Source organism: Pectobacterium sp. A5351 (assembly GCF_028335745.1).
In the GTDB taxonomy this organism is placed as follows: Bacteria; Pseudomonadota; Gammaproteobacteria; order Enterobacterales; family Enterobacteriaceae; genus Pectobacterium.
In genome coordinates this window covers 4,029,174-4,050,156 of the sequence record NZ_CP116477.1, presented here as the reverse complement: position 1 = coordinate 4,050,156, position 20,983 = coordinate 4,029,174, and the positions used below count along the sequence as shown (strand labels likewise).

The window sequence follows — 20,983 nt, the reverse complement described above, 5'->3', positions numbered from 1 at the left end:
AGCAATAATTCGCTAAACATTCTTCTAATTTCATCATGGCGGATTTGGAACACGGGGTTTTTCTAGGCACTGGGATAAATCAGGCGAAACGTCTTGTACTTCTACATCGAGACTTTGAAGCAAAGACTGGATGCGATCAACCAACTGCGTGTTGACCGTGCTCTGGGAGCAATGAAGCCCGCTTTTCAGCAGGTTTACAGTCTTCTGCCCATTTTATTACATCATCATCACCCGTTGATGCCCGGCTACCTTGAAGGCAAGGTGCCTCACGGTATCTGCACTCACACGCCTGATGAAAAACAACAACAGTACCTTGATGGCATCGCGCTGCGTTGGGGTCAGTTTGACTGTTCTCATCCGCAGGGCGAACTGCCGATCACGGGCATCTATTCCATGGGCAGTACCTCGTCTATCGGGCAGAGCTGTAGCTCCGATCTCGATATATGGGTGTGTCACCAATCCTGGTTGGACAGCGAAGAACGCCAGCTCCTACAGAAGAAATGTACGCTGCTAGAGCAGTGGGCTGCGGCGCAGGGCGCTGAAGTCAGCTTCTTCCTGATGGATGAAAGCCGCTTCCGCCACAATGAAAGCGGTAGCCTGAGCGGTGAAGACTGCGGTACCACGCAGCATATCCTGTTACTCGACGAATTCTACCGTACCGCCGTGCGTATGGCGGGTAAACGCATTCTGTGGAACATGGTGCCGGTCGAAGAAGAATCTCACTACGACGAATATGTACTGTCGCTGTACTCACAGGGGGCGCTTGCTCCTAATGAGTGGATGGATTTAGGCGGCTTAAGCACGCTGTCGGCGGAAGAGTATTTCGGCGCGAGCCTCTGGCAGCTCTATAAAAGCATCGATTCCCCTTATAAAGCCGTACTGAAAACGCTGCTGCTGGAAGCCTATTCCTGGGAATACCCGGACACCAGCCTGCTGTCGACCGAAATTAAAAAGCGCCTGCATGACGGCGAGATCGTCTCTTTCGGCCTCGATCCTTACTGCATGATGTTGGATCGCGTGACGCACTATCTGACGGCGATCAACGATCCCACGCGCCTCGATCTGGCGCGTCGATGTTTCTACCTAAAAGTCTGTGAAAAGCTCTCCAGAGAAAAAGCCTGTGTCGGCTGGCGTCGCCAGATTCTGAGCCAACTGGTGCAAGAATGGGGATGGAGCGACGAACATCTGGCCATGCTGGATAACCGCGCTAACTGGAAAATCGAACAGGTACGCGAAGCACATAATGAGCTGTTGGATGCGATGATGCAGACCTATCGCAACCTGATTCGCTTCGCCCGCCGCAATAATCTGAGCGTCAGCGCCAGCCCGCAGGATATCGGTGTGTTGACCCGTAAACTGTATGCCGCGTTTGAAGCGCTGCCGGGTAAAGTTACCCTGCTGAACCCACAAATTTCGCCCGATTTGTCGGAGCCGAATTTAACCTTTATCTATGTTCCGCCGGGTCGTGCGAACCGTTCGGGCTGGTATCTGTACAATCAGGCACCGTCGATGGATGCGATCGTCAGTCATCAGCCGCTGGAATATAACCGCTATCTGAACAAACTGGTGGCGTGGGCGTATTTTAACGGCCTGCTGACGCCAAGCACGCGTCTGTACATTAAAGGCAACGAGCTGTGTGACATCACGCGCCTGCAAGCGCTGGTGGACGACGTTGCCAGTCATTTCCCGCTGCGTTTGCCTGCACCGACGCCGAAGGCGCTGTACAGCCCGTGTGAAATTCGTCATTTGGCGATTATCGTCAATCTGGAACACGATCCGACGGCGGCCTTCCGCAATCAGGTTGTACATTTCGATTTCCGTCATCTGGATGTCTTTAGCTTCGGCCAACAGCAGCAGTGTCTGGTTGGCAGTATCGACCTGCTGTATCGCAACTCGTGGAATGAAGTACGTACGCTGCATTTCAGCGGCGAACAGGCGGTGTTGGAAGCGCTGAAAACCATTCTGGGCAAAATGCATCAGGATGCCGCGCTGCCGGAATCACTGGAAGTCTTCTGCTATAGCCAGCACCTGCGCGGGCTGATTCGTACCCGTGTGCAGCAGTTGGTGTCCGAATGCATTGAGCTGCGCCTGACCAGTACGCGTCAGCAGGAGCCTGGGCGTTTCAAAGCGGTGAAAGTCGCGGGTCAAACCTGGGGTCTGTTCTTCGAACGGCTGAGTGTCTCGGTGCAGAAGCTGGAAAATGCGGTCGAGTTTTATGGCGCGATTTCCAACAACAAACTGCAAGGACAGCCGGTTCAGGTTGAAACCAACCATGTGCATTTACCGCCGGTGGTCGATGGCGTCGCCAGCGAAGGGATCATCCAATTCTTCTTTGAAGATCTGACAGAAAATCAGGGCTTTAATATCTATATTCTGGATGAATCGAATCGCGTTGAGGTGTATCACCACTGTGAGGGCAGTAAAGAAGAGCTGGTGCGTGATGTCAGCCGCTTCTATTCGTCTTCGCATGACCGATTTACCTACGGCTCCAGCTTTATCAATTTCAACCTGCCGCAGTTCTACCAAATCGTGCAGTTGGACGGCCGTACGCAGGTGATCCCGTTCCGCAGCAGCGCGCTTTCTCATCTGTGCATTACGCCAGTCGTGGATGATGAAGTGATGACAATGAAGCAGCGGCTGCAAATCTTATAATCACTTCCTGATATTCGGCTTTCAGCGCATTCAGAAAAGGATGTATTGATGGATTCGTTGCAACGCCGAAATCTGATACTGCTGGCGCTCGGACAAGGGCTGACCGGCAGTATTATTTCTCTGATGACGCTGTGTTCTACGCTGGTTGATGTATCCATAACGCCTGTCCCGCTGTTGACCACGCTACCGATTACCGCGACGGTTTGTGGTACGGCGCTGATGTATGGCGTGTTTACCCGAAGTGAACGGCTTCCCCGGCCTGAGCCGAACAGGCTGATGACAGCCGCGCGATAAAATCTTCACCGCTGCGATCGCATATCCAGCGTGTGTCCTGAAGGTTGAAGTGGTAGCCACCTGCTTTGGTCGCCAGCCAGATTTGGTGCAGCGGCTCCTGCCGATTAATCACGATTTTGCTGCCGTTCTCAAAACTCAGCGTCATCACGCCGCCGTTGGTTTCATAATCGATGTCGGCATCACCCTCAAACCGATCCAGCGTTTCTTCCAACTGAAGCATGAGTTCGTCGGCTAATTGGTGGAACTCGCTATCGTTCATTTTCGATTCCTATTGATTTTCATGATCCACCTGCGATTATAGAGAGCATACGAGTATTAATGACAGGTCTTAACGTGATGAAGAACGTATTTCGCCAGTTTTTTCTGGTGTTAGCCGTAGTGAGTTTATTGGGTTGTGGTCTGAAAGGGCCGCTGTATATGCCTGCCGATGGCAAATCCGGTGCGTCAACGACTCAGCAAAATGAGAACCAGCCGCCGCAAAAGAAAGCGTCAATACGTCCTTAATGCGTGACGGTAATAATAAATAACAGGTCACGTAGATGTTTATCGCGCCCGGTTAAGCAAGCGGGGGAGTCAGGATAATGCAGTTCGCTAAGATGCACGGATTAGGCAACGATTTCATGGTTGTTGATGCCGTTACGCAAAACGTTTATTTTTCACCCGAATTGATTCGTCGTTTGGCGGATCGGCACTGTGGTGTCGGGTTTGACCAACTGCTGGTCGTTGAGCCGCCCTACGATCCTGAATTGGATTTTCACTACCGTATTTTTAACGCGGATGGCAGTGAAGTGGCGCAGTGTGGTAACGGCGCGCGCTGTTTTGCCCGCTTTGTTCGCCTGAAAGGGCTGACCAACAAGCGTGACATCGCCGTCAGTACGCAGACGGGCCGGATGGTGCTGTCTGTGACGGATGATGAACTGGTGCGCGTTAATATGGGCGAACCTAATTTCGAGCCGCAACAGGTGCCGTTTCGCGCGGTCAAAGCAGAGAAAACCTACATCATGCGTGCTGACGAACACACGGTGCTGTGCGGCGTGGTGTCGATGGGTAACCCGCACTGTGTGATTCAGGTTGAGGATGTGGACACGGCGAAGGTGGAAACGCTGGGGCCGCTGCTGGAAAGCCATGAGCGTTTTCCCGAGCGTGCCAACATTGGTTTTATGCAAATTGTTGATAGCCACACTGTCCGCCTGCGGGTATACGAACGCGGGGCGGGAGAAACACAGGCGTGTGGTAGCGGCGCGTGTGCAGCCGTGGCAGTAGGAATCCAGCAGGGGTTATTGTCCGCGAACGTTCGCGTATCTTTGCCGGGCGGGGAGTTGGATATCCAGTGGGATGGGCCGGGACATCCGTTATTCATGACCGGGCCTGCAACGCATGTCTACGATGGATTTATTCATTTATGAAGAATGTCGAGGAACAGGCAGAGCGCGAGATCGCACTCAGTGACGAGATGGTTTTGCAGTTCCTGCAACAGAATCCCGATTTTTTTATCCGCAATGCGCGTCCCGTCGAGCAGATGCGCATTCCTCACCCCGTCAGGGGAACCGTGTCGCTGGTGGAATGGCAACTGGCGCGTCAGCGTAACCACATTACTCAGCTTGAGGAAGAAATCACGCTGCTGATGGAGCAGGCGGGCGCGAACGAAGTGCTGTTCAATCGCCTGCTTGGGTTACAAACTGAATTGGCGTCGGCGGATAGCCTGACGGACATGCTGGATCGGTTGCAGCGCTGGGCACGCCAGCTTGGTCTGGCGGGGGCGACGGTTCGTCTGTTCAGCGATAAATGGCGTATTGGCGCGCCATCCGGTTTTACCCATCTTGGGCTAAACCGCACCACGTTTGAGCCGCTGCGCATTCAGCGTTTCGGACAAAGCAACCACTATCTTGGCAGTCTAAACGGACCGGAACTGCTGCTCCTGCTGCCGCAGGCCAGGCAGATTGGGTCGGTTGCGCTGTCGCTGATGGGCAACAATCACGATTTGGGCGTGCTGATTTTCAGCAGCCGTGACAGCCACCACTATCAGGATGGCATGGGAACCGTACTGCTCCAGCAAATGGCCATGATGCTGCCGGCGATGCTGGCGCGCTGGGTTGAGCGGGTATGAGCCGACAGCCTGCGTCATCGGAGGTACCTTCCTCTTCCCCTTTACACGCTGATGTTGAGGCTTTCCTGCGCTATCTGAAAGTCGAACGTCAGCTAAGCCCGCTCACGCAGACCAGCTATTTGCGCCAACTGTCTGCGGTTATCACAATACTTTCCGCAGCAGGTGTGGCTGATTGGCGTAAACTGGATGCCGCTGACGTGCGTTCCGTGGTGTCCCGCAGTAAGCGCGATGGCCTGCATTCGGGCAGTCTGGCGCTGCGCCTATCGGCATTGCGCAGCTTTCTCGACTGGATGGTGTCACGGGGCGTACTGGCGGCAAACCCGGCGAAAGGGGTATCCACGCCGCGAGCCGGACGCCCATTGCCCAAGAATATGGATGTAGATGAAATGGGCAGGCTGCTGGAGATCGATCTGGACGATCCTCTCGCGGTACGCGACCGTACGATGCTCGAAGTGATGTACGGTGCGGGGCTGCGTCTGGCGGAGCTGGTCGGTATGGACTGTCAGCATATCGATCTGGCCAGCGGTGAAGTTTGGGTCATGGGGAAGGGCAGCAGAGAGCGCAAATTGCCGATAGGAAAAACGGCGGTAACCTGGCTGGAACGCTGGCTGGCGCTGCGCGAGCTGTTTGGCCCGCAGGATGATGCCGTTTTTATCTCCAATCAGGGACGACGCATTTCGATGCGCAACGTGCAGAAGCGTTTTGCTGAATGGGGGATTAAGCAGGGCGTGAATAGCCATGTTCATCCGCATAAGCTGCGCCACTCCTTTGCGACGCACATGCTGGAATCCAGCGGTGATTTACGGGCGGTGCAAGAGCTACTGGGTCATGCCAACCTGTCTACAACACAGATTTATACCCATCTTGATTTTCAACATTTAGCCTCCGTGTACGATGCTGCGCATCCACGCGCCAAACGAGGGAAACCCTGATGCATTTTTACCGATCTCTTGGCCCGATCCGTGCGATCACGTTCGATCTGGATGACACGCTGTACGACAACGCGGACGTCATCCGGCGCACGGGGCAAGAGTCAATCCGCTTCCTGCAACAGTACCATCCTGCACTTCGTGACTTTCAGGCGGATGATTTTCAGAACTTACGCCAGACCTTGCTTGAGCGCGAGCCGGACATTTATCACGACGTGAGCGAATGGCGTCGCCGTGCGGCTGAGCTGGCCATGTTAGAACGTGGACTGAGCGCGGCAGAAGCGAAGGATGGCGCAAAAGCGGCAATGGAAAATTTTGCCCACTGGCGCAGCCAGATTACGATTACCGAAGAGACGCACCAGACGTTGGCGGCGTTAGCCGAGAAAGTGCCGCTGGCCGCCATCACCAACGGTAACGCTGAGCCACACCGTTTTGGGCTCGATCGCTATTTTTTGTTTATCCTGCGCGCTGGCCCGCATGGTCGCGCCAAACCGTTTGATGACATGTACCATCTGGCTGCGGAAAAGCTCAACCTGCCTTTGCATGAGATCCTGCACGTGGGTGACGATCTCACCACCGATGTGGCGGGGTCGATCCGCTGCGGTATGCAGGCCTGCTGGATTAACCTGCGTGAAGGCAGCCTGACGCAGATTGGGGATGCCCGGCTGCTGCCGCATATTGAAATTTCGCGGTTGGCATCGCTGTCGGCATTGCTATAATCACCGCATTAACCTGTATAAATTACCAGTGGAAATGCCCTCGCATGTGCGAATACTGGTCACTTAAGCCCGTTATTAGGGGAAACACAGGGGGAGGTTCCCGCAGGGAGGCCCCACCCCTGTGGTCGCCCCGTGTATCTCGATGCTTAAACGATCGGCATTACTTACATGTGCGGCGTTTCCCTCACCGGATAACCCGTACCTATGGACGTTTCTGATCTGCTCGATGGCCTCAACGACAAACAGCGTGACGCGGTAGCCGCGCCGCGCAGCAATTTATTGGTGCTGGCGGGGGCAGGCAGCGGCAAAACGCGGGTACTGGTTCATCGCATCGCCTGGCTTTTGTCTGTCGAAAACTGCTCGCCGTATTCCATCATGGCGGTGACGTTTACCAACAAAGCGGCGGCGGAGATGCGTCATCGTATCGATCACCTGATCGGCACCAGCCAGGGCGGCATGTGGATTGGCACCTTCCACGGGCTGGCACACCGCCTGCTGCGTGCGCACCATATGGATGCCAATCTGCCGCAGGATTTCCAGATTCTGGACAGCGAAGATCAGTTGCGTCTGCTGAAACGCCTGATTCGGGCACTCAATTTGGACGAGAAACAGTGGCCGCCGCGTCAGGCGATGTGGTTCATCAATGGGAAGAAGGATGAAGGTCTGCGCCCGCAGCATATTGAAAGCTATGGCAACCCTATTGAGCAAACGTGGCAGCGCGTGTATCAGGCCTATCAGGAAGCGTGCGATCGCGCCGGGCTGGTGGATTTTGCCGAACTGCTGCTGCGCGCCCATGAACTGTGGCTGAACAAGCCGCACGTGCTGAACCACTATCGCGAACGTTTTACCAATATTCTGGTGGACGAATTCCAGGACACCAACCGCATTCAGTACGCCTGGATCCGTATGTTGGCGGGCGACAGCGCCAAAGTGATGATCGTCGGGGATGACGATCAGTCGATTTACGGCTGGCGCGGGGCGCAGGTCGAAAATATTCAACTGTTCCTGAAGGATTTTGCTGGCGCAGAAACGATCCGTCTGGAGCAGAACTACCGTTCGACCAGCAATATTTTGAAAGCGGCGAATGCGCTGATTGCCCACAACGGCGGGCGACTCGGAAAAAACCTGTGGACTGATGGCGTAGAGGGCGAGCCTATCTCGCTGTATTGTGCGTTCAACGAATTGGATGAAGCGCGCTACGTCGTCAACCGGATTAAAACCTGGCAGGAAAATGGCGGAGCGCTGAAGGATAACGCCATTCTTTACCGGAGTAACGCCCAGTCGCGCGTGCTGGAAGAGGCGCTGTTGCAGCAGAGTATGCCGTACCGCATTTATGGCGGCATGCGCTTCTTTGAGCGTCAGGAAATTAAAGATGCGCTGTCTTATCTGCGTCTGATCGCCAACCGTAACGACGATGCGGCGTTTGAGCGTGTGGTGAATACGCCGACGCGCGGTATTGGCGACCGCACGCTGGATGTCGTGCGCCAGACGTCGCGCGATCGTCAACTGACGCTGTGGCAAGCGACGCGGGCGCTGTTGCAGGAGAAAGTGCTGGCAGGACGTGCGGCGGCATCGCTACAGCGTTTTATCGAATTGATCGATGCGTTGGCCTATGAAACGTCGGAACTGCCGCTGCATGTGCAAACCGACCGGGTGATTAAAGATTCCGGCCTGTGGAGCATGTACGAACAGGAAAAAGGCGAGAAAGGGCAGGCGCGAGTAGAAAACCTGGAAGAACTGGTGACGGCGACGCGCCAGTTCAGCTATCAGGAAGAAGATCAGGATTTGATGCCGCTTCAGGCTTTCCTGTCGCATGCCGCGCTGGAAGCGGGTGAAGGTCAGGCGGATGCCAATCAAGACGCGGTTCAGCTTATGACGCTGCACTCGGCGAAAGGGCTAGAGTTCCCGCAGGTGTTTATCGTCGGCATGGAAGAAGGGATGTTCCCTAGCCAGATGTCGCTGGATGAAGGCGGACGTCTGGAAGAAGAGCGTCGTCTGGCTTATGTCGGCGTCACGCGTGCGATGGAGAAACTGACGATAACCTATGCGGAATCCCGCCGTTTATACGGCAAAGAGGCCTATCATCGACCTTCCCGGTTTGTTGGCGAACTGCCTGAAGAGTGTGTAGAAGAAGTGCGGCTACGCGCCAGCGTCTCCCGCCCGGTCAATCACCAGCGTCTTGGCACGCCGGTCACGCAAAACGACAGCGGCTACAAATTGGGGCAGCGGGTTCGCCATGCAAAATTTGGGGAAGGCACGATCGTGAATCTGGAAGGCAGCGGCGATCACGCCCGTCTTCAGGTGGCGTTTCAAGGGCAGGGGATTAAATGGCTGGTTGCCGCCTATGCCCGGCTGGAAACGATGTGATCGTCATGTGTGAGTCGGTATATCTCACGTAAGTGATTCGGGTGAGTGACAAACCAGCCAGAGGCAGGTTTGAACGCTGCTTGCAGCGGCCCCAATGGGGCAAGGCACACGCTAGTGTGCCGAGTAGCGCAGCCAACGCACATGCAACTTGAAGTATGACGGATATAGGTGGTCTGCCGCGTATCCAGGATGTGTGGTATCACAATAAAAAAGGAGAATGCCCATGACGCTAGATCAGATTATTGCCGAATTACAGAAGAAAAAATGGGTCGATCTCACGCATACGGTGACGGAGTCGATTCCTATTTTTAGCGCGTTTGAAGGCGTGTTGCAGCGTAAGACCTTATTCAACGTTGAAGATCATGGTTTTTATGCGCAGGCCGTGACGTTTGCGACACAAACGGGGACGCATATTGATGCGCCGGGGCATTTTGTCGCGGGTAAACGTTATCTGGATCGCATTGATAATAAAGAGCTGTTGCTGCCGCTGGTGGTGCTCCACAAACAAGACGCCGTCGCGCGCGATCATGATTATCGCCTGTCGGTTGATGACATTCTGGCGTTTGAACGTGAACACGGAGAAATCCCGTCAGGAAGCTTTGTCGCGTTTGCCAGCGGCTGGAGCACGCGCTGGCCCGATATTGACGCCTTCGTCAATAAAGATGAGCAGGGTAACAGCCATACGCCGGGCTGGTCGCTCGAGGCACTGACCTTCCTGTTTGAAGAGCGCGGTATTAGCGCGGTTGGGCATGAAACGCTGGATACCGATTCCGCCGTTGATTTCCGTCGCAACAACGGGTTGATTGGCGAGTTCTTCGTGCTGAATCAGAATGCCTGGCAGGTTGAGGTACTGAATAACCTGCATCAGTTGCCGCCTACCGGTGCTTATATCCACGTCAGCTACCCTAATTTCGCTGGCGCACCCGGCTTCCCCGTCCGAGCCATCGCCTATTTGCCGGACAATGCCTGATCGGCAGATGCAGTGCCTTTTTGCTTTGGGGACTGCGTTTTCTACCGCTTCAATGCCGGATTTATTGGATAAACCCCATTCATTTGACCAATATTTTACAGCGTGTTTCCGCCGCGGTTTTAAAGTTGAAGTCTTTTTCATCTCGGCGTAACATGCGCGCATCATTATTCTCGGAGGACTGACGCCTTGGACACACCCAGTCGATACTGGCTCACTAACCTGTTCATTAGGTACAACTTCTAAGGCTATCTTCCTCTGCTGATAGCCTTCGTGGTTGTCAGCGACGCTGTTTTTATCGCTATGAGTCAGATCCGTCGAACGGACTGAAACCTGCCGGTGACACCTCACCTCTGTTTCTGTGCTTCAATCGCGTTGTCCATCTCTGCTACTGAAAGGGGAGCTATGGCCCATGCTGAGCGCATTTAAACTGGATAATTGCCGTTTATCTCGTCTGGAACTGGATGACTCCGATGATCTCACCACGTCAGTTTGGGTCGATTTGATCGAACCGGAAGACGATGAGCGTGAAAAAGTACAAAACGAACTGGGACAAAGCCTGGCAACCCGCCCGGAACTGGAAGATATTGAAGCGTCGGCACGTTTTTTTGAAGATGAAGATGGCCTGCACATCCACTCCTTTTTCTTTTTTGAAGATGCTGAGGATCACGCCGGTAACTCCACGGTGGCGTTTACCATTCGCGATGGTCGCCTGTATACCCTGCGCGAGCGTGAACTGCCCGCGTTCCGCCTGTATCGCATGCGCGCCCGCAACCAAACGATGGTGGACGGCAATGCTTACGAACTGCTGCTCGATCTCTTTGAGACCAAAATTGAGCAACTGGCGGACGAAATAGAGAACATCTACAGCGATCTGGAATCGCTGAGCCGCATCATTATGGAAGGGCGACAGGGCGAAGAGTACGACGATGCGTTGTCCACGCTGGCTGAACTGGAAGACGTGGGCTGGAAAGTGCGCCTGTGTCTGATGGATACCCAACGCGCGTTGAATTTTCTGGTGCGTAAAGCCCGCTTGCCATCCGGCCAGTTGGAACAGGCGCGCGAAATTTTACGCGACATCGAGTCTCTGCTGCCGCACAACGAATCCCTGTTCCAGAAAGTTAACTTCCTGATGCAGGCGGCGATGGGCTTCATCAACATCGAGCAGAGCCGGATTATCAAGATCTTCTCGGTGGTCTCCGTGGTGTTCCTGCCGCCGACGCTGGTGGCGTCCAGCTACGGGATGAACTTTGAGTTTATGCCGGAACTGAAGTGGTCGTTTGGTTATCCGGGGGCGATTGTGCTGATGATTCTCGCCGGACTGGCACCTTACCTCTATTTCAAACGTAAAAACTGGCTCTAAATCTGTCCGAATGCGCCTGATGAGGTTTAACTGTCAGGCGCATCGCGTTTCTTCCCTTCAATGCAAAACTCCTTCCCTGCTTGATAGTTTGCCACCTTAGTATTCTTGTTTATTCTCCAACTATTCTGTTTATACTCGTCATACTTCAAGTTGCATGTGCGTTGGCTGCGCTACTCGGCACACTAGCGTGTGCCTTGCCCCATTGGGGCCGCTGCAAGCAGCGTTCAAACCTGCCTCTGGCTGGTTTGTCACTCACCCGAATCACTTACTCAAGTAAGCTCATCGGGATTCCTTCGCTTGCCGCGTTATTCGGCCTTATGGCCTCAGCCCTTCGGGGTCAGCGCAAGCGCTGTTCAAAAACGCCTTGCCGTTTTTGTCCTGAAACTCGAATTATTTAGAGTATGGAATGGTGGACTGCTTTTCTGTTCTTACTTTCTATTTTTACTCTTTATTCCTAAAAAAGGTCGTGTGCATGAAAGGGATGTCACCGTGGGTGCAATGGGGAATCCTGCTGTCGGTCTCATTAATTCTGGGGTTCGGGTTACAGGTTTACCACGTTCCCGCCGCGCTGTTGCTGGGGCCGATGATCATCGGTTCAATGCTGCATGCCAGCGGCACCTTGCACTTGCAAACTCCAGAATGGCTACTGGCGCTGGCCTATGCCTTTATCGGCTGGAGCGTCGGGCTATGCTTTACTCGCCCCATCTTTTTGCTGGCGATACGCACACTGCCGCATATGATGGCGTCGATAGTTGGATTGATGCTGCTGTGTGGCGGCATGGCGTGGATGGTGACGAGAATGATGCCGGTGGATATGCTGACTGCCTTTCTGGCGACCAGCCCCGGCGGGCTGGATTCAATTGCGATTATTGCCGCAGGCAGTCGGGTCGATATGGCGTTTGTCATTGCCATGCAGACGCTGCGGCTGTTTTCGACGCTGTTATTCAGCCCGATCTTATCGCGCTTTATTTCCCGTCGTGTGGAGGCTGGGAAGGTGTAGCGGGTGCGCGCCGTAGCTTACGCTGCGTATAAAGCGCATCCAGAATGAACAGCCCCAGCGCGCCCCAGATGAAGGCAAAAGTGACCAGTTTGTCGCTGCTGAACGTTTCCCCGTAGAACACTACCGCCAGCAGGAACATGATGGTAGGGCCGAGATACTGGAAAAAGCCAAGCGTCGACAGACGCAGGCGCATGGCCGCCGCGGTGAAAAACAGCAGCGGCACCGTGGTGACGATCCCCGCCGAGAGCAGCAGCAGGTTCAGCGACCAGGGATTGGCTGCCAGGTGGCTGCTTGGCGTGTCGGCAATAAAAAACAGATAAATGACGGCCACCGGCAGCAGCCACAGCGTTTCGATCAGCATACCGGTTTGCCCGTCGATACCAATTTTCTTACGCAGCAGGCCGTATAACGCGAAGCTGAATGCCAGTCCCAACGCGATAACCGGCAGCGAGCCAAACGTCCACAACTGAACTAATACACCTGTCACCGCGAGCAGTACGGCCAGCCATTGCAGACGGCGAAAGCGCTCGCCAAGGAAGATCATGCCCAACATAACGTTGACCAGTGGGTTGATAAAATACCCCAGGCTGGCTTCCAGCATGTGATGGTTGTTGACCGCCCAGATGTACAACAGCCAGTTTCCGCCGATAAGCACCGCCGTTAATGCCAGCAGAAACAGGTGTTTGACGTTGCGGCAGGCATAGCTCACCTGACGCCATTTCTGGCCGATGGTCAGCAGGATCAACATAAAAAAGAATGACCAGATAATACGGTGCGTCAGTATTTCATTGGGTGGAACGTGCTCAAGCAGCTTGAAGTAAACGGGAGCAATTCCCCAAATGAAATACGCACCGAGGGCGAAAAATATCCCCTCACGGGTTTGTTGCGCGTTCATGGGTGGACTCGATAAGGATGGCGGGAAAACGCTAAGTTTACCCAAAACCGTGAGCGCTTTCACGTAAAGTGTTAATGACAATCTTTGCCGGCGAAAGGCTATCCAACAATATAAGTTGCGGTGGCGCTGGCCAGATGCGAACCCTGTTCGTTATGCAATTCGGCACGTGCGACGGCGATTTTATTGCCGCCGCGCAGCAGCGTACTGGTAATGGTGAAGCGTTCCCCATAGCCCGGACGCAGATAATCTACCCGCATATCAATGGTTCCCATGCGGGCGAGTCGATGATGAAACTCCTGATCGCTAATCGTCTCATGACGCAGTAGCGTGTTACCGACGCACACTAATCCGGCAGCGACGTCCAGCCCGGCGGCAATCACACCGCCGTGCAGAATTTTTTGTGCCGCATTGCCGATGAGCTTCTCTTGCCGGGCGAATGTCAGGACGGCTTTGTCGGCTTCAAATTGCTGTAATTCAAGGCCTAATTCGATGTTGAACGGCATCTTGTAAATGAAAATCTCGCCAACAAGCTGGCGCACGGTATCTCTGGTTAGTGTGGTTCCCTGAGATGAGGGGATGTCCTGAGATGATGGTATGTCAGCCATAGCCGTTCCCCCGTTCGAACAATAAGAGATATGCATTAAATGTGGTTAATTTGATGCTTGAATGTTATTTAAGTGTTTATTTTATGCATCTATTTTGTTTCTTGCCAGAAAAGACCGATAAACAGGGGAACGGTAATTCAAACGTCGCTGAACTGTGTAGAATGGCGGGCTTGAGTAGGGAACGGCCGATTGGGTAAACGAGTTTATTTAGATAAAAGACTTTATTTATAAAAGAATGCTGGAGAAAAAACATGTCGGAGAAAATGGATGCATAAACATAAAATAGGATTCGTACTGGCAGCATTACTGATGGTGCAGGCTCATGCCGAAGAAACAACAAATGCACCTGTACCAGGTCAACCGGCGGTACGTGGCAGCATTATCGCCAGTCTGTTACAAGAGCACGATACCCCGTTTGTCCTTTATCCTTATGAAAGCAATTACTTGCTTTATACCTATACCAGCAATATCAATAAAACGGCGATCCAGAGCTATAACTGGGGCGATGAAGCACGTAAAGATGAAGTGCATTACCAACTGAGTCTGGGATTCCCTATCTGGCGCGGCATTTTGGGTGGGAATTCGTTGCTGGGTGCCTCTTATACGCAGCGCTCGTGGTGGCAGTTGTCGAACAAGAGTGAGTCCGCTCCGTTCCGTGAAACTGACTATGAGCCACAGGTTTTCCTGGGCTGGGCAACGAACTACGATTTTGCGGGCTGGACGCTGCGGGATGTAGAAGTGGGCTTTAACCACCAGTCTAACGGACGCTCCGAGCCGACGTCACGCAGTTGGAACCGCGCTTATGCCCGCCTGATGGTGCAGAACGGCAACTGGCAGGTCGATGTGAAACCGTGGGTACGTTTCTCCGATAGCCAGGATGATAACCCGGATATCACCAAATATATGGGTCATTACCGCTTACGCGTCGGCTATGTGTGGGGCGACAGCGTGTTTAGCGCGGAAGGACGTTATAACTGGAACAGCGGCTACGGCGGTGGTGAACTGGGCTGGAGCTACCCGCTGACGCGCCATGTTCGCTTTTACACCAAGGTCTTTAGCGGCTACGGCGAATCCCTGATTGATTACAACCACCGTCAGACCCGCTTCGGCGTTGGGGTGACGCTGAACGACATGTTCTAATGATCGTGTGTTTTAGCGATTGCCGTTTTTAGCCATCGTCGTTTTACCAAACTTAACCATTGCAGTTTTACCAAACGGCGCTGAAAATAGCGCCTGTTTGATTTCATTGAATTGGGGAAGGCGTGTCTACGGCGGAAGTATTGAATAAGGAAGCGCTGGCGGTTCAGGTTCTACGGGACACGTTCGGCTACCAGCAATTCCGACCGGGTCAGCAGGAAATCATCAGCGCGACGCTCAGTGGGCAGGACTGTTTGGTTATCATGCCGACAGGCGGCGGCAAATCGCTGTGCTATCAAATCCCCGCGCTGGTGATGGACGGGCTGACGCTGGTGGTATCTCCGCTGATTTCGCTGATGAAAGATCAGGTCGATCAGCTTCAGGCCTACGGCGTTTCGGCAGCCTGTCTGAATTCGACGCAGACGCGTGAGCAGCAGCTTGACGTGATGGCGGGTTGCCGTACCGGTCAGATCAAACTGCTGTATATTGCGCCCGAACGTCTGACGACAGACAGCTTCCTCGATCATCTCGCCCACTGGCAGATCGCCCTGATCGCGGTGGATGAAGCACACTGCATTTCCCAATGGGGGCACGATTTCCGCCCTGAATATCGTGCGCTGGGGCAGATTAAACAGCGTTTTCCCCATCTTCCTTTTATTGCTTTGACGGCCACCGCTGACGAGACCACGCGCAACGATATCGTTCGCCTGCTGGATCTGCGGTCGCCGCTCATCCAGATCAACAGTTTTGACCGCCCGAACATTCGTTACACGCTGGTAGAGAAGTTTAAACCGCTCGATCAGCTCTGGATGTTCGTGCAGGGGCAGCGTGGAAAAAGCGGTATCATCTACTGCAATAGCCGTTCCCGCGTGGAAGATATTTGCGCGCGTTTGCAGGCCCGCGGGCTGAGTGCAGGGGCGTATCACGCCGGTCTGGATAATGAACGGCGTGCGCAGGTACAGGAAGCGTTCCTGCGGGACGATCTTCAGGTGGTGGTGGCGACCGTCGCATTTGGTATGGGCATCAACAAACCTAACGTGCGGTTTGTGGTGCACTTTGATATTCCGCGCAATATCGAATCCTACTATCAGGAAACGGGGCGTGCCGGGCGTGACGGCCTCGCGGCGGAAGCCGCGCTGTTCTACGATCCGGCGGATATGGCGTGGCTGCGCCGTTGTCTGGAAGAAAAGCCCGCTGGGCCGCAGTTGGATATCGAGCGCCATAAGCTCAATGCGATGGGGGCGTTTGCCGAAGCGCAAACTTGCCGCCGTCTGGTGTTGCTGAACTATTTCGGTGAAGGACGCCAACAACCTTGCGGTAACTGCGATGTTTGTCTCGATCCGCCGAAGCGCTACGACGGGCTGGTTGAGGCGCAAAAAGCGCTGTCCTGCGTGTATCGAGTCGGGCAGCGCTTTGGTTTAGGGTATATCGTCGAGGTGCTACGCGGCGCCAATAACCAGCGTATCCGAGATTTTGCTCATGACAAGCTGCCGGTTTACGGCATCGGTAAGGATAAATCGCAGGAGCATTGGGTCAGCGTGCTGCGCCAGTTGATTCACCTGGGCTTGCTGAACCAGAACATCACGATGCATTCCGCCGTACAGCTTACCGAATCGGCACGTCCGGTATTGCGGGGAGAAGTGCCGCTACAGCTGGCTGTGCCGCGTGTGATTAACCTGAAGCCTCGCGCGAATCAAAAATCTTACGGCGGAAACTACGACCGTAAACTGTTCGCCAAATTGCGCAAACTGCGTAAATCCATTGCGGATGAAGACAATATCCCGCCTTACGTGGTGTTCAGCGACGCGACGCTGCTGGAGATGGCGGAACTGATGCCGATCACCGCGGGTGAACTGCTGAATATCAACGGGGTAGGATACCGTAAACTCGAACGTTTCGGGGCGCCTTTCATGAACATGATTCGCGATCATGTCGATAATGATGACGAGTGAGACTTCTCTTTGTCAGGCCTTTCTCGCTGTGGCGAGCAACGCGCCGACCAACACAAACAGTGAACCGAATATTCGGTTAAGCATCTTCATCTGCCGTGGACCTTTCAGCCAGCCAGCGATACGCGTGGCCAGCGTGGCGTAGCCAATCATCACGATAATATCGACTACCACGGTGGTGACGCCCAACACCAGATACTGTGCGGCCTGCGGCTGGTGGGGGATAATGAACTGCGGGAACAGCGCTGCCAGAAACACAATGCTTTTTGGGTTGGTCAAATTCACCAGCACTGCGCGTTTAAAGAGTTTACGACGTGGCATCGCGCTGGCGATCGCCTTAAGGTCAAGCGCACCTGCGGCACGCCACTGCTGAATCCCCAGCCAAATCAGATACGCTGCGCCCAGCCATTTCAGCATATCGAAAGCCAGTACGGACTGGTTAAGCAGCGCGCCTAGCCCGATGCCGACCAGTACGATATGAATCGCCAATCCGACCTGTAAACCACAGATCGAGGCTGCCGCACCGCGATAGCCGTGGCTAATGCCGGTACTCATGGTGTTGATGGCACCCGAGCCGGGTGACAGGCTGAGAATCAGCGTTGTGAGTAAATAGGTTAACCACCAATCCCATGTCATGAAGCCTGCCCCTGAATGATGTTCTGTATTACGAGAGTCTGTCTGTTTTTTATGTCACAATACGCTTGTGCTTCACTGCTTGTCATGTTTTTCCGCTAGCTTTCGTTTTCCCGCGTCACCGGAGAGGTGTGATGATTCAACGCCACAATTCGTTGTTTACGTCGGAACGGTTAACGCCTGAAGGGTTAACCTCGAGCCTGTTAACGCGAGAAGCGCAGTTTGCCGCTTTTGCTACCGGAGAATTACTGGATTTCTGGCGTCAGCGTGAAGAGGGCGAATTCTCTGGCGTTGATGACGTACCTATCCGGTTTGTTCGTTTTACCGCGCCACAGCACGACAAGCTTGTCGTTGTCTTTTCAGGCCGTATCGAAAGCTATGTCAAATATAGCGAAGTGGCGTATGACCTCTTTCATCGCGGCTATGATGTACTCATCATGGATCACCGTGGGCAAGGTCGGTCTGGACGGGTGCTGCAAGACGGCCACCGTGGACACGTTGTGCGCTTCAGTGACTATGTTGATGATGCCGAAACGCTGTGTCAGCAGTACATTGGTCTCAAACGGTACACCCGTCGGTTTGCGTTAGCGCATTCAATGGGGGGCACAATTCTGGCACAACTGCTGATTCGTCAGCCCGCGATGTTTGATGCCGTGGCGCTGTGTGCGCCGATGTTTGGTATCCGCTTGCCGCTTCCTCATTGCGTCGTGGGGTGGATTGTTGATTGGGCAGAGCGTCGCCCGGCGATTCGCGATTATTACGCCATCGGCACCGGACAGTGGCGTCCGTTGCCTTATCGGATGAATGTGCTGACACACAGCCGTGAACGCTACCAGCGCAGCATTCGCTTTTATGCGGATTCACCGGATTTACGCGTCGGCGGCCCCACTTATCACTGGGTGCGTGAAGCGATACTGGCGGGGAAACAGTTGCAGGCTCAGGCCAGTGCCGTTACTACGCCGCTTCTGCTGTTACAGGCGGGAGAGGAACGCGTGGTGGATAACCGTAGCCAGAATGCGTTTTGCCAGGCGCTGGCGCAGAGTGGTAACGCCAATGCGCATAATGTTTTGCAGGTTATCCCCGGTGCGCGGCATGAAATTCTCTTTGAAACGGATAACCTCCGCGCTCAGGCATTCGCACTGATTCTGGCGCATTTTGCGCGTTATCATTGATTGTAGGCTGTTGGTAAACCGCTTAACGGACACGCGGAGTCACCTCGTTAATTTTTTGCGGCGTGTGCCGCTACAACACACCAGAAGTGAGATCTTATCGTTATGTACCATGTCGTTGCTTCCGATTTAGATGGCACACTGCTGTCACCTGACCACTCGCTGTCCCCGTATGCGAAAGACACCCTCAGGCTGCTGACGGAAAAAGGGATTCACTTTGTGTTCGCTACTGGACGGCATCACATGGATGTTGCGCAGATCCGCGATAATCTCGGCATCAGCGCGTTTATGATTACCTCGAATGGCGCGCGAGTGCACAACTCGCAGGGCGAGCTGATTTTTAGCCACAATCTGGATCAGGACATTGCCCGCGACCTTTACAGCGTCGTGCACAATAACCCCGATATGCTGACGCACGTTTATCGTGATGACGAGTGGTTCATGAACCGCCCGCGTGCGGAAGAAGAACGTTTCTTCAAAGAGTCGATCTTTAAATACAAGCTGTTCGAGCCTGCGCTGCTGGAAACCGATGGTGTCAGCAAGGTGTTCTTTACCTGCGATTCCCATGAACAGCTGCTGCCGCTGGAAGAAGCGATCAACGCGCGCTGGGGCGACCGCGTCAACGTGAGCTTTTCGACGCTCACCTGTCTGGAAGTGATGGCGGGCGGCGTATCTAAAGGTCATGCGCTGGAACAGGTGGCGAAGATTATCGGCTTCTCACTCAAAGAGTGTGTGGCGTTTGGTGATGGCATGAACGACTACGAAATGCTGTCGATGGCCGGAAAAGGCTGCGTGATGCAGAACGCGCATCAGCGTCTGAAAGATATGCTGCCAGATCGCGAAGTGATTGGCTCTAACGCGGACAGCGCGGTACCGAATTACCTGCGTGAACTGTTTCTGAAATAATCGATGTGTTATCGAGCCAACGCATCATCGGGCACACCGTGCCCGATGGGAAAGCTGAGCCTCAGCGATTGTTTAAGGATCGAGATACCGAGGGCGACCACGGTGCGAGGCATCCCTGCGGGAGCCTCATCATCGTGTTTCCCTCTAAATCCATGCTTAAGCGACCAGTATTAGCGCTTCAGCGCGGTTTTTTCAGGAAATCGACCGCTTTATCGGGAAAGTCGGTGAACAGGCCGTCAACATCCGCCTGATAGTAGAGAATATCGTAGAGCCGATCGATATCCTTGGCGTACGCCGGTAGCCTGTCGGCTCTTGCCGTAAACGGGTGTACCTGAAGTTTATGCTGGTGGGCTTCTTTCACCATGTCGGTAAAGGTGATGTTGTCAGGCGTCGCTCCTTTCTGGACGAGCATGTGGTAGTCCGGCCCGATACCATCGGCATAGGTTGCAATCTGCTGCATAGCGCCGGGCTTTTGCATCCAGTCGTAGTGGTAATTCACCCACGTCCCATCGGCCTGTTTCTCGTAGGTCTCATGCCAGTCGGTATAGGCAATCAACTGAATCAGGTTCAGATCCATCTTCATCTGCGGCTGCAATTCGGTTTTGATGCGCTTTAGCTCGGCAACATCAAACGATTGCAGGAAGACCTTATCGCTTTTTTTCGTATAGCCATACTGCTTCAACACAGCCAGCGTTTCGCGGGCGATGTCTTTCCCTTCCTGATGGTGAAACCACGGCGCTTTGATCTCGGGGTAGAGCCCGATGTTCTTGCCGGTTGAATGATTCAGTCCCTGAATAAATTCAATCTCTTCCTGAAAGGTATGAATACGGAAGTCGGATTTCCACATCGGGAAACGGTTCGGGTAGCTCTGTACCTGCTTGCCGTCTTTGATGTCGAATCCTTCGGTGAATTTCAGCGATTTGATCTCTTGTAGCGTGAAGTCGATGGCGTAAAAGCGTCCATCTTTACGGGCGCGTTGCGGAAAACGTTCTGCTACGTCGGTCACGCGATCCAGATAGTGGTCATGCAGGACAATCAGTGCGTTATCTTTGGTGAGCACCAGATCCTGCTCCAGATAATCTGCACCCTGAGCGTAGGCCATTGCCTTGGCCGGAAGCGTATGCTCGGGCAGATAGCCGCTGGCGCCACGGTGGGCAATGACGATTTTGGTGGTTGATGAAGCGGGATCACTCGCGTGACTGGAGGCACTCAAGGACATGGAGAGTGCGAGGGCGGAGAGTAGGGATGTTACGGTAACGTTCATGCGATCAAACCTCTTTCTGTTGAGAGA

The 20,983-nt window shown here is 54.0% G+C and carries 19 protein-coding genes and 2 pseudogenes; 16 read left to right on the top strand and 5 right to left on the bottom strand.

From position 1 onward, the window contains the following. Positions 1–93 precede the first annotated feature (93 nt). Positions 94–2,652 carry a class I adenylate cyclase gene (locus O1Q74_RS18670; protein WP_271875002.1) on the top strand — a complete coding sequence of 853 codons (2,559 nt, stop codon included), beginning with the start codon at positions 94–96 and terminating at the stop codon, positions 2,650–2,652. Between the two features lie 48 nt (positions 2,653–2,700). Beyond that, positions 2,701–2,874, top strand: a pseudogene (locus tag O1Q74_RS18665) (MFS transporter); the annotation flags it as partial. A gap of 10 nt (positions 2,875–2,884) precedes the next feature. On the opposite strand, the gene cyaY reads toward O1Q74_RS18665, so the two are convergent. Next, positions 2,885–3,205, bottom strand: coding sequence for an iron donor protein CyaY (gene cyaY / locus O1Q74_RS18660; RefSeq protein WP_271875000.1), 321 nt, complete (start codon positions 3,203–3,205; stop codon positions 2,885–2,887). A gap of 59 nt (positions 3,206–3,264) precedes the next feature. On the opposite strand from cyaY, the gene lptM reads away from it, so the two are divergent. The 10 genes and pseudogenes from lptM to O1Q74_RS18615 form a co-directional block, all read left to right on the top strand. Continuing rightward, positions 3,265–3,450, top strand: coding sequence for an LPS translocon maturation chaperone LptM (gene lptM, locus O1Q74_RS18655; RefSeq protein WP_271874999.1), 186 nt, complete (start codon positions 3,265–3,267; stop codon positions 3,448–3,450). Positions 3,451–3,527: 77 nt separating this feature from the next. After that, on the top strand, positions 3,528–4,352 hold the full coding sequence (dapF, locus tag O1Q74_RS18650) for a diaminopimelate epimerase (protein WP_039277685.1): 825 nt from the start codon (positions 3,528–3,530) through the stop codon (positions 4,350–4,352). After that, entirely contained in the window at positions 4,349–5,053 is a 705-nt protein-coding gene (locus O1Q74_RS18645) for a DUF484 domain-containing protein (protein ID WP_271874998.1), read from the top strand. The genes dapF and O1Q74_RS18645 overlap by 4 nt, the downstream gene beginning before the upstream one ends. After that, complete coding sequence (xerC, locus tag O1Q74_RS18640) at positions 5,050–5,985, top strand: tyrosine recombinase XerC (protein WP_271874997.1); 936 nt, start codon at positions 5,050–5,052, stop codon at positions 5,983–5,985. The genes O1Q74_RS18645 and xerC overlap by 4 nt, the downstream gene beginning before the upstream one ends. Continuing rightward, positions 5,985–6,701 (top strand): 5-amino-6-(5-phospho-D-ribitylamino)uracil phosphatase YigB, encoded by a 717-nt coding sequence (gene yigB, locus O1Q74_RS18635; protein ID WP_271874996.1) that lies wholly within the window; start codon positions 5,985–5,987, stop codon positions 6,699–6,701. Before xerC ends, yigB begins: the two co-directional genes overlap by 1 nt. 204 nt (positions 6,702–6,905) lie before the next feature. Then, positions 6,906–9,068, top strand: coding sequence for a DNA helicase II (gene uvrD, locus O1Q74_RS18630; protein WP_271874995.1), 2,163 nt, complete (start codon positions 6,906–6,908; stop codon positions 9,066–9,068). Positions 9,069–9,291: 223 nt separating this feature from the next. Then, positions 9,292–10,038 carry a cyclase family protein gene (locus O1Q74_RS18625; protein ID WP_271874994.1) on the top strand — a complete coding sequence of 249 codons (747 nt, stop codon included), beginning with the start codon at positions 9,292–9,294 and terminating at the stop codon, positions 10,036–10,038. Positions 10,039–10,224: 186 nt separating this feature from the next. Next, complete coding sequence (ysgD, locus tag O1Q74_RS20420) at positions 10,225–10,281, top strand: YsgD/CorL family protein (RefSeq protein WP_349814568.1); 57 nt, start codon at positions 10,225–10,227, stop codon at positions 10,279–10,281. Between the two features lie 166 nt (positions 10,282–10,447). Next, positions 10,448–11,398 (top strand): magnesium/cobalt transporter CorA, encoded by a 951-nt coding sequence (corA, locus tag O1Q74_RS18620; RefSeq protein ID WP_180743781.1) that lies wholly within the window; start codon positions 10,448–10,450, stop codon positions 11,396–11,398. Positions 11,399–11,951: 553 nt separating this feature from the next. Next, a pseudogene (locus tag O1Q74_RS18615) lies at positions 11,952–12,398 on the top strand (AbrB family transcriptional regulator); the annotation flags it as partial. Here the strand turns inward: O1Q74_RS18615 and rarD are convergent. Continuing rightward, entirely contained in the window at positions 12,364–13,293 is a 930-nt protein-coding gene (gene rarD / locus O1Q74_RS18610) for an EamA family transporter RarD (RefSeq protein WP_271874993.1), read from the bottom strand. The pseudogene O1Q74_RS18615 and the gene rarD sit on opposite strands and share 35 nt — an antisense overlap. 98 nt (positions 13,294–13,391) lie before the next feature. Then, complete coding sequence (locus tag O1Q74_RS18605; protein ID WP_271874992.1) at positions 13,392–13,898, bottom strand: thioesterase family protein; 507 nt, start codon at positions 13,896–13,898, stop codon at positions 13,392–13,394. Between the two features lie 267 nt (positions 13,899–14,165). Between O1Q74_RS18605 and pldA the strand changes: the two genes are divergently transcribed. Both pldA and recQ read left to right on the top strand, forming a co-directional pair. Continuing rightward, positions 14,166–15,038 (top strand): phospholipase A, encoded by an 873-nt coding sequence (pldA, locus tag O1Q74_RS18600; protein ID WP_271874991.1) that lies wholly within the window; start codon positions 14,166–14,168, stop codon positions 15,036–15,038. Positions 15,039–15,160: 122 nt separating this feature from the next. Next, on the top strand, positions 15,161–16,987 hold the full coding sequence (recQ, locus tag O1Q74_RS18595) for an ATP-dependent DNA helicase RecQ (RefSeq protein WP_271874990.1): 1,827 nt from the start codon (positions 15,161–15,163) through the stop codon (positions 16,985–16,987). Positions 16,988–16,999: 12 nt separating this feature from the next. Here the strand turns inward: recQ and rhtB are convergent, their stop codons facing one another. Further along, positions 17,000–17,620, bottom strand: coding sequence for a homoserine/homoserine lactone efflux protein (rhtB, locus tag O1Q74_RS18590; protein WP_271874989.1), 621 nt, complete (start codon positions 17,618–17,620; stop codon positions 17,000–17,002). Positions 17,621–17,751: 131 nt separating this feature from the next. Between rhtB and pldB the strand changes: the two genes are divergently transcribed. Then, complete coding sequence (gene pldB, locus O1Q74_RS18585) at positions 17,752–18,789, top strand: lysophospholipase L2 (protein ID WP_271874988.1); 1,038 nt, start codon at positions 17,752–17,754, stop codon at positions 18,787–18,789. A 102-nt stretch (positions 18,790–18,891) separates the two neighbouring features. Then, on the top strand, positions 18,892–19,692 hold the full coding sequence (yigL, locus tag O1Q74_RS18580) for a sugar/pyridoxal phosphate phosphatase YigL (RefSeq protein WP_271874987.1): 801 nt from the start codon (positions 18,892–18,894) through the stop codon (positions 19,690–19,692). Between the two features lie 178 nt (positions 19,693–19,870). Here the strand turns inward: yigL and glpQ are convergent, their stop codons facing one another. Continuing rightward, positions 19,871–20,956 (bottom strand): glycerophosphodiester phosphodiesterase, encoded by a 1,086-nt coding sequence (gene glpQ / locus O1Q74_RS18575; protein WP_271874986.1) that lies wholly within the window; start codon positions 20,954–20,956, stop codon positions 19,871–19,873. Between the last annotated feature and the right edge of the window lie 27 nt (positions 20,957–20,983).